The sequence below is a fragment of the Chitinophaga sp. W3I9 genome (assembly GCF_050434025.1).
Classification (GTDB): Bacteria; Bacteroidota; Bacteroidia; order Chitinophagales; family Chitinophagaceae; genus Chitinophaga.
In genome coordinates this window covers 3,566,121-3,578,863 of record NZ_JBNPWC010000001.1, presented here as the reverse complement: position 1 = coordinate 3,578,863, position 12,743 = coordinate 3,566,121, and the positions used below count along the sequence as shown (strand labels likewise).

Here is a 12,743-nt window from a genome sequence, read left to right as displayed (position 1 = left end):
TTAATGGTGAACGGTTATGGCAGGGGATCTCCGGGCGCCGGGTGCTTTGGATCAAATACAGCCATCCCTACCCTGCTGTCGGCGCAGCCGTAGTATAAAAACCATTTCTTCTTAAAATATACCAGCCCTTCTATAAACACGGTGCCTGCGGCATACTGCCCGCTTTTCTCAAATGCTTCCATTGGACGGAGGAACGGAACATCCAGGCGGGCAATGGCTTTTTCGGGCTCCTGTTTATCAAAAAGTACTTGCCCTGCGCTGTAGCTGTTTGCGGTAAAGCGCCGGTCGCCTCTTTCACCCGGCTGATTCTTCCCGTTATACATCAACAGGATGCCTTTATCGGTCATAATAGCCGGCGGACCGCACTCCGTCAGCCCGCTGTCGAAATAGCCCTTCCTGGGCCTTATAAGCGCTTTTAATGCACCGCTGCTATCGGTAACGGGTTGCCAGTCCACCAGGTTATCAGAGGTAGCGGCAAATACGCCGGCTTCGCCCCAATACATCCAGTACTTTCCATTTACTTTTGCAATCACCTGCTTCTTTCCTTTCAGCATGGTAACGATGGACGCCGATTTATGCGGCTGATCCACGAAACGGCTGCCGGCTTTCCGGAAAATGGGCCCGTGCTTGGTCCAGTTGACCAGGTCTTTACTGGTAGCCACTCCCAGGCGGGGTACCTGCCGGTTCCACTGTGTATAGAAAATCACATAGGTGCCATCAACGGTAACAGCTACACGGGGGTCTTCACAGCCACCCGGCCATTCATAGGTTTGCTGATCATCGTTACGCGGATATAATACCGGTATTTTTTTTCTTTTGAAAGAAGCCCCGTTTTTACTTTCTGCATAGCCGATCCTGGATGTACGCGTACCTATCTTGATACCGGATTTATCTTCTGCGCGGTAGAGCACTACTATTTTCCCGGCCTTCACCACAGCAGCAGGGTTAAAGGTGTCGTTCGACTCCCAGTCGACCTCCCTTTGCAGGAGCGAATCATAAAAATGCGCTGTGGAATCTGTGCGGATCACGGGATTTACGCCGGCGGGCCTTACAAAGCCGCCCATTGCCCAATCGGGTAAACGGTTGGTTTGGGCTTTCAACGGGTGCTGCGTGAGTACTATTATTGCAGCGATCAGAGGCAGAATCTTGCTATTCAAGGTAGTTTGTTTAAATTGAGTATGGAAAGGATAAAGATAATCTCCGCTTTTGACTCATTCAAACAAAACTATATGTGCCCTATTACCAAACGCCTATGAAACATCGGGATCAATTTTTAGCTCGTGGTGGAGAAATGGGCAGGCTGATTAAAAGCATGGACTGGTCGGCAACATCCTTAGGACCTATTGAATGCTGGCCCCAAAGTTTGAAAACAACGGTCAGTCTGTGTCTTGCTTCCACATTTCCCGTTTTAATCGCCTGGGGTCCCGATACTATACAGATCTACAATGATAGCTACCGGCTTGTCTGTGGTGATAAACATCCCATGTCTATGGGTCAGAGCTTCCGGGTATGCTGGGAAACAGCACTGCCCGTGGTAGGCGATGCTTTCACCCGCGGACAGTCAGGAGAAGGAACCTATATCAAAGACCAGCGGATGTTCCTGGACCGTAACGGCTACCTCGAAGAAGCGTTCATGACTTTCTCGTTTGCGCCCATACGGAATGAAGCCGGCGAAGTGGGAGGCATTTTTCACACGGTTACCGAAACAACAGATAAAGTGCTGGCTGCGCGCCGGACGCAGGTGTTGCATGATTTGTCGACCCTGATAGGCAAAGCAGAAACTACTGAAAAGATATGCGAAGCAATATTGGGAAAGACGATTGACTTCAGCTGCGATATCCCTTTCCTGCTGTTATACCAGCTGGATAGCAAAGTAAATAACCATTGTGTGATAGCCGCCGCGGGGATTGATGCGGATACTGCAGGAGTTAACTGGTCTTTCGACGAAGCGTTACAATCCCTGCAACCGGGAGTGATAACTGACCTGGGCAGCCACCTTGGCCATATTCCCTTTGGTCCCTACCCGGAAGCGCCACACAGCGCTGTTGTGCTGCCGGTAAATATCGCCGGCGAGCAGCGGCCATGGGGATTTGTTGTTGCCGGCGTGAGTGCCAGACGAACGCTGGACGAAACTTATTTGAATTTTTACGAATTACTGGGTAACGCTTTCAGCATCGCTTTTTCGAATGTACATGCATATGAACAGGCACAACAACGCAACGACGCATTAGCGGCTATTGATAAAGCCCAAACAGCCGCCAACAGCCCTGAACGGGCACACGTGCTCATCGTAGACAATAACGCAGATATGCGTAACCACCTGGCAAGGCTACTCGAAAAATATTATTATATCACGACTGCCAAAAACGGACTGGAAGCACTGGAGCAAGTGGAGCGCAATAAGCCGGATCTCATTCTCAGCGATATCATGATGCCGGTCATGAATGGAAAAGATCTGCTGGAACGTTTACGTGGTAACCTGGCTACAGCGCAGATACCTGTTATCTTCCTTTCTGCACGCACCGGTGGCGAAGCACGTATCGATGGATTGGAAGCCGGTGCAGACGATTACCTGGTGAAACCCTTTTCAGCCGTAGAACTGCTTACGAAAGTAAAATCGCATATTAGAATTTTAAAGTTGCGCAACCATGCAGAACAACAACTGAAAAATTTATTTGAACAGGCGCCGGTAGCCATCTGCTTATTGAAAGGACTGTTAATGAATATCGAGGTAGCCAATGAAATACAATTGCAATACTGGGGCAGAGCGGCCGAAGAAGTAATGCAAAAACCACTACTGGAAGCCTTACCAGAGCTGAAATCACAGGGAATGGAAGGCATGATAGAGAAGGCATACACCAGCGGTAAAAGATATATTACCGGTGAACTGCCATTAAAGATTATCCGCTTTGGCAAACCAGAAGATATTATTGTCAGAATTACATTTGAACCACTGTATGAAGAAAATGGTCATGTTTCCGGCATTATGTGCGTTACTAATGACATTACCTTTTTTGTGGCAGCGCGTGAAGCTGCCAGGAACTATTCAGATAAGCTGGAACAACATGTGGAAGACCGCACCACAGCATTGAAAGTAGCCAATGAAGAATTGAAACGGACAAACAGGGAACTGGAAGATTTTGTATTTATGTCAAGCCATGACCTGCAGGAACCGCTACGCAAAATTCAAACCTTTGGTAACCTTGCTATGAGCGCAGAAGCGGCACGGCAACCGGTAAGAGAATACCTGGAAAAAATGATTGCTTCCGCTTCGCGTATGTCCGGGCTGATCAAAGACCTGCTGACTTACTCCAAACTGAATAAAAATGAAGATCTGTTTATTGAAACAGATCTGAACGTTGTTATGAAAAACGTATTGCGTGATCTTGAACCCGATCTGAAGAAAAGAAAAGCCCATATTGAAATATCACCGCTTCCACGAATAAAAGCTGTTCCGTTACAGATGAATCAGCTCTTTCATAACCTGCTTGATAATTCCCTGAAATTTAATGACCAGGAACCGGTGATCCGGGTAAGTGTGAGCATACTATCACCGGAAAAACAGGCTACCGTTCCAAAGCTGGAAACTGACAAACGTTACTATAAACTGGTATTCCGCGACAACGGTATTGGCTTTGAGCAAAAATACGCGGATCAGGTATTCACTATTTTCAAGCGTTTGGTGAGGGTTTCCGACTATCCCGGTTCAGGTATTGGGTTAACCATTTGCCGGAAAGTGGTATTAAATCACGGAGGATATATTTACCCTGAATCACAGTTGAATGAAGGTTGTACGTTTTATGTATACCTGCCGGTTTTGTAAGTGCCGGATGAAATAAAATAACCATCTTACCAAATCAATTTTTAGGAAATTTTTAATGATTTTTATCATGTCCTGGTAATAAATTATCGGCTAATTTTGCTAAATTAATAGTAGCACCAAAACAAACCGATAGACATATGCAATACTGTAGCAGAATTTTTTACCTGATCTGCTTGTTGATGTGTATCAATGTAGCAGCAGACGCGCAAAAGAAAATTACCGGCATTTATCGCAGCATGGATGATTACCTGTCCGGCGGGTTGAGTTATACCAAGGATAACAGCAACAAAACACCCAGGATTCATCTGCATACACTTGCGCCTAAAAGTTATGTCACCCTGGAGCATAATGGCAAAAATATTCATATCAACAAAAATGAAATATTTGCTTATCAGCTCACCAACGGTGATGTTTACCGGGTAGAGGGCAATCATAGTTACCAGATCCTGAATAAAAACCCGCAATTGTTGCTGTATAAGAGAAAAATACCCACTTCTCCCAAAGCCGGTCCGGAAGATCAGTACAAAATGTACTTCTCCGCTCCTAACGGTAAAATACAAACGCTGACTGCCTGGAATGTAAAACAGGCCTTCCCTGCGCATGAAACCCTGGCCGATCAGATGGATGCCCTGTTTAAACGGGATGCAGAACTGCTGACTTACGACAGGTTCCGCGGGATGTATAAGCTGGAATGGCTGGTAAAATAAACGCATGACAGTTAGCTTTCTGCCTAAAGCGGAAAGCTAACTGTTTAACTACTTTGCCGCTTTTAAAATAAAATCTACAATAGGTGTAGGGTCCGGGAAGCTGTGAGGATGATGGGCGAATCCCGGTTTATGCATCACCGTTATATCTCCTCCGAGCGCTTTTATTTTCTCTTCAAACGGCAGCGTATTTTCTTCAGGCGGTACATCCGTATCCGCATCTGCCAGCACATGCAGCATCGGGTACTTTCCTTTTACTATTTCCCTTATTTTATAGAGCGGGCTTCCCTTAAACAGCATAGCAGCGCTATCGGAAGTAAAACCGTAATCCTTTTTGAAAGCTTCCCACTCGTTAGGTTGCGCGACCTGTTTTTTAAACTGGCTTCCCGGCCAGCTGCACAGGTCTATCACGGGATTATCTACATATACAGCCGCTACTTTATCCGGATTTTCAGCCGCCCAGTTGTACACGTATACCGCTCCCCTGCTCATGCCTTCCATCACTGCTTTATGTGCCAGTCCGGCTTTGCGCAACAACGAATAATACCCGTTCCATAATTGTATAGCCTCCTTATTGCCAAACAATTCAGCCACATCACAGTATACCACATGATAACCCCGTTCCAGCAGGGCGATATCCGTTTGCGGTTCATGCCCCCAGAAACGGGCGCGCCAGATCCACGGATGACCGGCAGCCGCAAACTTAGGCGCCACCACTTTACAGGCGCGGCCCCTGAAATCAAAATCCGTGCAGCGGTAGCCATAAAATGAGGTGATCTTTTTATCGCCGGGTAGCCGGCTAATGGCGTTAAAGGCCGTATCCCGCACCGGGTGCAGTACCTCAAAAAGTGTTTTCGCTATCAAAGTAGTGCCCTCCAGTTCAGGATGAATTCCATCCAGCATGAGTCCAGGTTTACCCATCAGCAGTGCGTTCAGGTTTACCAACTCCAGGTTTTCCTCATAAGCCACCTGTCTTACCTTTGGTAAAATCTGCTTTGTAATCACCGGGTCCCAGATCTGGGTAGTGTCTTTCACAAAAGAAACAATAGGCAGCAGCAACAGGATACGCGGGTGTGAAGGCAATGCCCGGAATGCACGGATCATGTCGTGACAATCCCGCTCGTATTCATCCAGATATACGCGGTTAATCAGCTTGCTGTCGTTGCCGCCGAGGTCGATCAGCACAATATTTGGTTCACTTGCCAATGCAGCTTTATACCCGGAAGTATTCCAATAGGGATGATCGCCCTTTTTCAGTAAAGTGGTACTGCTTACGCCGTAGTTGGTCACCTCAAAGTCCGGCCCCAGGAGCTTTCCCAGCTGCGCGGGATAGGATTCGGTTTCAGGATGCTGCAGCCGGGCGCCGGCACAGATGCTTGCGCCCAAACAGGCAATCTTTACCCGCTGTGCAAATAATGGGACCTGATACAGCAGGATCAATAATAAAATAAAACACCTGGACCTCATGTGTAAAAATTATACGTGGAATAATGGGTTGTTAAGATAATATTTACTTTTATCATTCCACGTATCCCTTACTGCATCTCTTTTACAAGATAGCCTGCTGTTTTCACAAAGCCATTTGCTTCCAGGTAGCCCGGCGCTACGGAAAGCTCTGCCCACATGGCATCCCGGCCCTTATATACCGCCAGGCATTTTTCCAGCAACGAGGCTGCTGCTGTTCCGCCGGCATGCGCCTGCAATATCGCGAAAGCCGACAGGTGTACGATCCGCTTCCCTTCCAGGAATGGAGGCCGCACGCCGCCATCGGTAAGAAAGGCGAAGCCCGCCGGTTCCTCCTCCGCATATACGATGAACCACTGACTTGAAAAACTATTCATACTGTTCACCAGGATTTTTTTGGTGTATTGCCCTTCCATCTTTATTTCGGGATGCTCTGCCAGCCAGGTGCGGGTAAGGTATAACAGCTCATCAATCATCTTGTCTGATGCCACTGCAAACTTTGTAATGATAGTACTCATGTCCGGTTGTTTGAAAAGAATGAACCACGAAAGTAGCAGTCCACCGCTGCGCAGCAGGATACAGGGAGCCGAAATATAACCGGTACAGGAACCCTCAGCTGTGGGCTACCGCGTAGCTTCCCACTTTTCGTATAGCCGCCACCTTTGCCGGTGTATATTTATCGGCAAATACCAGCCGGAAGTAATGGTCATAAGCACCTGTAAAAGAGAAGGCCGATCCCGGTGTAAATCTCACCCCGGTATCTTCACAAAAGCGGTAAAAATCAGTCATATCCAGCATTTCCGGCAACTGCACCCACAGGTGATAACCGCCGCCCGGACGACTTACTTTGGTCCCCGCGGGGAAACATTCCCTGATCAGTTTCAAACTCTGCTCACACTGTGCGGCCAGCTGCTTCCGGAAAACGCGCAGGTGTTTTTCATAAGCACTGCCTTCCAGTATTTTATTCATCGTTTCCTGGTACACAGGCGATACGCTGCTGCCCACGGCAAACCGGATCTGTTCTGCCTGCCGGAAAAAGCGGCCGGCCGACAGCCATCCCAACCGGATACCCGGCGCCAGCGATTTTGCAAAAGAGGAACAGGTCATTACCAATCCACTACTATCGAAGGAGCGGATGGTGGAAGGACGCTGGCCGTTGAACGGCAGCTCACCGTAAATATCGTTTTCTATCAGCGCAATGTTGTGGGCTTGCGCTACTTTCAGCAGTTGCTGCTTTTGATCATCCGTTAGCAGTGTGCCGGTAGGATTATGAAAATTCGGTGTAACGACAATGGCTTTAAAAGCATGTATGGCACAGGCTTCCTTCAGCACATCCAGATCAAATCCTGTTTGCGGACGCACAGGAATTTCCACCACTTTCAGCCGCAGTACGCGGATCACTTCCAATACGGAAAAAATACAGGGACTTTCAATAGCAATTACATCTCCTGGCTCACACACCGCTGCCAGCGCAATATATACTGCCTGTAAAGCGCCGTCTGTGATAAGCAATTCATCAGATTGTAAACGGGTATTGTGATGTGCTGCGCGTTTGGTAATGCTTTCACGCAATGTGGCCAAACCATTGGCAGGATAATATTTTAAGAGCGCCGCTCCTTTTTCGCGGATCACCTGCTGCATGGTTTTCAGCAACAACTGCTGCGGCAGCAACAAATCGCCGGGAGCCGCCACGTTGAATTCAGATAGTGCGCTGCGTTGCCGGTTTTCGGAAGAAATCGCCGCCAGGTTATTCCTGAAAACAGGATCCCTTACTACCATGGTTTCAGTTACTTTACCGGTAGCTGCCGGCCGGGCGCTTACATAGTAGCCGGAACGGGGAACGCTTTCCACCAGGCCCCTTAACAGGAGATCGTCATAGGCGCTCTGGATGGTACTCAAACTGGTGCTGTAATGTGCCTTCAATGTTCTTACTGAAGGTAACCGGTGACCAGGTAAATACTGGCCACCGGTGATCTTACTTTCAATGTTCGCTGCTATTTCTTCGTATTTATATTGTTTCATTTCTTTACCGGCTACGATGACCCGGTAAAGGTAGGCGAATTTCAACAGCTAATTCAACAACAGCTCATCCGCAAATGCCCATCCGCGGTTTCCTTTACCAGGATGCCAGCCCGGTATTTTCAGCAGGGGTTCCATCACTACTTTTACACAGGAAACGTTGGTAACGGGGAAAGCTGCTGCTATTTCCATAGCGGCGGCGGGGTCGTCTTTTTTTCCTGCTGCCGGAATAATCCGTTTCAATAGCTTCAGGTGTTGTGCATCTGCCCCACCCCATATTTCTATTTTGGCGGGTGGAAAAATATACCCGTTAATATTTCGTAAGATGCCTACCGATACTGACTGCAAGGGTATGGCCTGCTTGAAAAGCAGCATGGCAGACATAGGTTCTTTCACATAGCCCAGCCATTTTCCGTTGCCCTGATCCATACCGCCTTTCTGCCCATCGCATAAGGTTTTGGCGCCACTGCCGGCATAGGTTCCATCCGGCTGCGTGAGCAATACCACACTGTCAGGGATATACGTAGATTTATAAAAACTGAACTGCACCGGGTCGCTGGCGTACCAGCCTTTTTTGCAGGCAATGGCACGGATGGTGGTATTGTTTTGCAGCAACAGGCTGTCTTTAAACAGCGGCGAGTTGATGCTGTCTGGTACCGATCCATCAGTAGTGTAGCGGATCTCCACCCCTTTTATGGGATGCTTCAGCAGCAGTTGTGCCGTACTGTGGAAAACAGAAGCGGTATTCAGTAATAAAGGCTGATTCAGTTTTAATAGTTGTTTACCATCGTCTATAAATCCTTTGATGATGGCTACCTGTTTAAATGCAGCAGGGAGCTTGTCCAGTTCAGCAGCAGTGAGTCCCGTATTCCAGAGGTATAACTCCTTCAACGCAGGTGCTGTTTTCAGTACCTGTAGCTGCTGTAAGGTAACGGGGGTGCCGGACAGCGAAAGGCTTTCCAGGTGCGGCAGCTTTGCCAGGGCCGACAGCGTTTGTCCCTTTACGTTAGTAAAGCTCAGGTTCAGCACCCGCAGCTCCGGAAACTGTGCAATGATATTCAGATCGGCATCCTGCACCGGCATCTTCTGCAGGTGCATTTCTATGATCTGCTTTTTCAGCGGGAGCAGTTCTTCGATGGATTTACTGTTGAACTGATCTTTATTATAGCAGTTAACAACAAGTGGGGCTGCATTTAACGCTACCGGGTAAATAACACGGTAATTGTTATTCAGCTTTTGTACCAGCTTTTCATCTGCTGCGGCAAAGTTGTATACCGGGGTTGTTGATGCGGCTGGCTCTAACATGGCTGCGGCCAGCAACCGCAGGCTATCCTTTGCAGGTAATGCGGCTACCTTTGTTTTAAAATCAGCGCCGCCTTTGATCCAGTAATACAACAGGTCCGCTTCTTCTGGTGTAAGCTGCGGCTTTCCTGCCGGCGGCATATGTTTTTTGGCATCCAGTGGCAGGTGTAGTCTTTCCATCAGCAGGCTCATGTCCGGTTTACCGGCAACAAACAGTTTACCGCTCTTTCCACCTTTCAGCAGTTGTTGCGGCAGCTCCATTGCCAGCTCCCCTTTTGCCTTGCCTGTATTATGACAGTTCATACATTTTTCCTGCAACACCGGTTTCACCAGGTGTTCATATACCAGCGCCTGGTCGAAGGGCACCTGTGGCCTTTTACCCGCGGGGTTTACCGGCGCCAGCACAAAGTTTTCGCCGTGCGTGATATCAGCTCCCAGGTGACCGGTGATCACCAGCAATGCCGCGGTGATGAGCACACCGCCCTTCTGTAACAGCGGCCGGCTTTTCTCCGATTGTCCAAACCAGTATAAGAAAGAGGCCAGCCAGCACATTGTCACGCCGCTCCATTTGTGCCACTGTAAAGTGCCACTGCCGTTGTATCCTTCTTCACCTGATAAAAACAGGCCCATGATAACGGTAACGACTGCACTGAGTGCGCCGGTAAGCAGTAACACAGATGCCAGCTGTTGTTTCCACGCTTCAGCAGCAGGCTCACGCAAACGGATAAACGTTAAAATGCCTGCCACAAGAATCAGTACAATTGGAAAATGCAGCAGCAAAGGATGCATGCGCCCCAGCACCTGCAACCAGGGAGGTAACACCACCCTGTTGCCAAAGATCACGAGGAAAAGGATAAAAATATTTCCGGCAAATAACAGGCTGCTGCCTGCGCTTTGCCATCTGGATGGCTGTTTCGCGGTCATTATACCCTCCTGAGTTTATAAGGATACACCTTCCCCGAGGCCCATTGTGCCACATAGAGGTTCCCGTCGTTATCCACACATACGTCATGCGGATGTACAAATATTTTCTCTGCCTGCTGCATGGGCTGCAGTTTTCCATCGGTATATACCGGTGCGGTGCCACCGATATTGGAAACTACCTTGTTGTCTTTATCCAATATCGTTACAAAACCACTGCCTTCCTTATCCATATTAGGCGAGCGTAATACGGCTGCATACAGGTGATCGCCTTTTATAACCGCGCGGCATACGCAGGCGCCGGGCAGCGCAATTACTTCCTGTAGCTGTCCGTCGAGGCTGAAGCGTTTAAAGCAATTCCGTGTTCTGTCGGTAACAATGAGCGTAGGCGTGCCTTTGCGGTGATCTACCACGATACCGTGGGCATTGTCCAGGTGTTCATCTCCCTGACCCCTTCCGCCAAAATAACCCAGCAGTTTACCATTGCGGTCATACCGCATTACATATTGCGCACCATAGCCGTCGGCAATATAAAAGTCGCCGTTGTCTGCCACGGTTGTTTCTGTAGGTACAAATTCCTCTTTCTTCTTATACACGCCTGTTTCAGCGGGATAGTCGATAGTCAGCAGAATTTTACCTTCCATCGTTGTTTTGTATACCTGGTGTTTCTCGGTATCCGTAATGAACAGGTATTCGGTACCATTTTCATTGCTGAGTGTAAGTCCGTGTGCGCCGGGGAATTCATGGCCCCAGTTTTCCAGCAGTTTGCCGGATTTATTATAGATAAGAATATTATTTTTTGTTTCGTTGGTCAGCAGGATGATGCGGCCTTTTTTGTCCTGCACCATTTCATGGCAATCTTTCACCGGGTACCGGCTGCTGTCGAGCGTTCCCCATTTGGTGTCCAGCGCATAGCGCATATTATTGTGGCCGTATACCGGTCCTTTTGGTTTGGCAAAAAGATCGCGGGAAATATAAAAGGAGGCGGTTACTAACGCCGACGTCTGTATGAATTTTCTTCTTTCCATTATAACAGTATTTATCAGGCCATCAATCCGGGGATTACCTTGCCAGCCACATCTGTGAGGCGGTAGCGGCGTCCCTGGTGTTTAAAAGTTAATTTTTCGTGATCCAGTCCCATCAGGTGTAAGATGGTGGCATGGAAGTCGTGCACGTGTACCGGATCCTTTATAATATTATATCCGAATTCATCGGTTTCACCGTATACGATGCCGGGTTTTACGCCACCGCCGGCCATCCAGATGGAGAAGCAACGGGGATGGTGATCGCGGCCATAATTATCGGCAGTCATTTTACCCTGGCAGTAGTTGGTTCTGCCAAATTCACCGCCCCATATTACCAGCGTTTCATCGAGCAGGCCACGTTGTTTCAGATCAGTGATCAATGCCGCGGAAGCACGGTCTACATCTTTTGCCTGTCCGGCCATTTCATTGGGCAGGTTGCCATGCTGATCCCAGCCCTGGTGGTACAGCTGGATGAACCGCACGCCGCTTTCAGAGAGCTTCCTGGACAACAGGCAGTTGGCAGCGAAGGTGCCGGGCACCAGGCAATCCGGTCCATATAGTTTAATGATATCGTCCGATTCTTTGGAGAGGTCCGTCAGCTCCGGTACCGCCGTTTGCATGCGGTAAGCCATTTCGTACTGCTGGATCTTCGTATTGATTTCCGGGTCGCCAAATTCTTTATACGACTGGTCATTCAATGCGGCGAGCTGGTCCAGCATCTGGCGGCGATTAGCCATGTCAATGCCTTCAGGATTATTCAGGTACAGCACAGGACTTTCACCACTGCTGAACTGAACGCCCTGGTGGATGCTGTCTAAAAATCCATTGGACCATAACTTGGAATATACGCCTTGTCCGTTTCCTTTACCTCTCGACAGCAGCACGCAAAATGCGGGGAGGTTTTTATTTTCGCTGCCGAGGCCGTAGCTCATCCAGGAGCCAAAGCTGGCGCGGTTACCTTGTTGTGCCCCGGTCTGGAAAAAGGTAAGGGCCGGATCATGGTTGATCGCTTCCGTAAACATGGAACGGACAATACAGATGTCGTCCACTATTTTGGCGGTATGCGGAAACAGGTCACTGATCCAGGCGCGCGCTTCGCCATACTGGTGAAAATCGTAGTGCGAACCTACCAGCGGAAAAGACGACTGTCCCGATGTCATGCCTGTTAAGCGCTGCCCCATACGGATGGAAGCCGGCAGTTCCTGTCCCATCATTTCCCGCAGCTTCGGTTTGTAATCGAAGCTCTCCAGTTGTGAGGGCGCGCCATTCTGAAACAGGTAAATTACCCTTTTGGCTTTGGGTGCAAAGTGCGGCATGCCGGGAATGAAAGGCGCTTCTTCCCCGCTGTTTTTACCAAAGAGGTCAGGTACCAGTAATGAACCCAGGGCAAGGCTGCCTACGCCAAGGCTCAGGCGCGACAAGAACTTGCGGCGGTTCATATTCAGGTGGTGTTCTATGAATTCGTTTTTCATCGTCCTTTATTAT

General features: G+C 48.8%; 9 protein-coding genes. 2 read left to right on the top strand and 7 right to left on the bottom strand.

Annotated features, from left to right (window positions below; genetic code table 11):
- Nucleotides 1-14 precede the first annotated feature (14 nt).
- Nucleotides 15-1,157: a glycoside hydrolase family 130 protein gene (locus QFZ51_RS14915; RefSeq protein WP_429046835.1), complete on the bottom strand. Its 1,143-nt coding sequence runs from the start codon at nt 1,155-1,157 to the stop codon at nt 15-17.
- A 95-nt stretch (nt 1,158-1,252) separates the two neighbouring features.
- On the opposite strand from QFZ51_RS14915, the gene QFZ51_RS14910 reads away from it, so the two are divergent.
- Nucleotides 1,253-3,823 carry a sensor histidine kinase gene (locus tag QFZ51_RS14910; RefSeq protein ID WP_429046834.1) on the top strand — a complete coding sequence of 857 codons (2,571 nt, stop codon included), beginning with the start codon at nt 1,253-1,255 and terminating at the stop codon, nt 3,821-3,823.
- Nucleotides 3,824-3,960: 137 nt separating this feature from the next.
- The gene (locus tag QFZ51_RS14905) at nt 3,961-4,530 is read left to right on the top strand and encodes a hypothetical protein (RefSeq protein ID WP_429046833.1); all 570 of its coding nucleotides are present in this window, start codon (nt 3,961-3,963) and stop codon (nt 4,528-4,530) included.
- 48 nt (nt 4,531-4,578) lie between these two features.
- Here QFZ51_RS14905 and QFZ51_RS14900 read toward each other — a convergent pair whose 3' ends face one another.
- From QFZ51_RS14900 to QFZ51_RS14875, 6 genes are all read right to left on the bottom strand, one after another.
- The gene (locus tag QFZ51_RS14900; protein ID WP_429046831.1) at nt 4,579-5,994 is read right to left on the bottom strand and encodes a GDSL-type esterase/lipase family protein; all 1,416 of its coding nucleotides are present in this window, start codon (nt 5,992-5,994) and stop codon (nt 4,579-4,581) included.
- Nucleotides 5,995-6,062: 68 nt separating this feature from the next.
- A complete protein-coding gene (locus QFZ51_RS14895) occupies nt 6,063-6,509 on the bottom strand; it encodes a GNAT family N-acetyltransferase (RefSeq protein WP_429046829.1) in 447 nt (148 codons plus the stop codon).
- Between the two features lie 94 nt (nt 6,510-6,603).
- A complete protein-coding gene (locus QFZ51_RS14890; protein ID WP_429046827.1) occupies nt 6,604-8,013 on the bottom strand; it encodes a PLP-dependent aminotransferase family protein in 1,410 nt (469 codons plus the stop codon).
- 48 nt (nt 8,014-8,061) lie between these two features.
- Nucleotides 8,062-10,236, bottom strand: coding sequence for an FN3 associated domain-containing protein (locus QFZ51_RS14885; RefSeq protein ID WP_429046825.1), 2,175 nt, complete (start codon nt 10,234-10,236; stop codon nt 8,062-8,064).
- Nucleotides 10,236-11,261, bottom strand: coding sequence for a 6-bladed beta-propeller (locus QFZ51_RS14880; RefSeq protein WP_370911460.1), 1,026 nt, complete (start codon nt 11,259-11,261; stop codon nt 10,236-10,238). The genes QFZ51_RS14885 and QFZ51_RS14880 overlap by 1 nt, the downstream gene beginning before the upstream one ends.
- A 14-nt stretch (nt 11,262-11,275) precedes the next feature.
- Nucleotides 11,276-12,730: a DUF1501 domain-containing protein gene (locus QFZ51_RS14875; RefSeq protein ID WP_370911459.1), complete on the bottom strand. Its 1,455-nt coding sequence runs from the start codon at nt 12,728-12,730 to the stop codon at nt 11,276-11,278.
- Nucleotides 12,731-12,743 lie beyond the last annotated feature (13 nt).

Bases quoted from the DNA above. Each gene is read 5' to 3' on its own strand.
- QFZ51_RS14910 (WP_429046834.1), top strand. From the start codon at position 1,253: ATGAAACATCGGGATCAATTTTTAGCTCGTGGTGGAGAAATGGGCAGG.
- QFZ51_RS14905 (WP_429046833.1), top strand. From the start codon at position 3,961: ATGCAATACTGTAGCAGAATTTTTTACCTGATCTGCTTGTTGATGTGT.
- QFZ51_RS14900 (WP_429046831.1), bottom strand. From the start codon at position 5,994: ATGAGGTCCAGGTGTTTTATTTTATTATTGATCCTGCTGTATCAGGTC.
- QFZ51_RS14895 (WP_429046829.1), bottom strand. From the start codon at position 6,509: ATGAGTACTATCATTACAAAGTTTGCAGTGGCATCAGACAAGATGATT.
- QFZ51_RS14890 (WP_429046827.1), bottom strand. From the start codon at position 8,013: ATGAAACAATATAAATACGAAGAAATAGCAGCGAACATTGAAAGTAAG.
- QFZ51_RS14885 (WP_429046825.1), bottom strand. From the start codon at position 10,236: ATGACCGCGAAACAGCCATCCAGATGGCAAAGCGCAGGCAGCAGCCTG.
- QFZ51_RS14880 (WP_370911460.1), bottom strand. From the start codon at position 11,261: ATGGAAAGAAGAAAATTCATACAGACGTCGGCGTTAGTAACCGCCTCC.
- QFZ51_RS14875 (WP_370911459.1), bottom strand. From the start codon at position 12,730: ATGAAAAACGAATTCATAGAACACCACCTGAATATGAACCGCCGCAAG.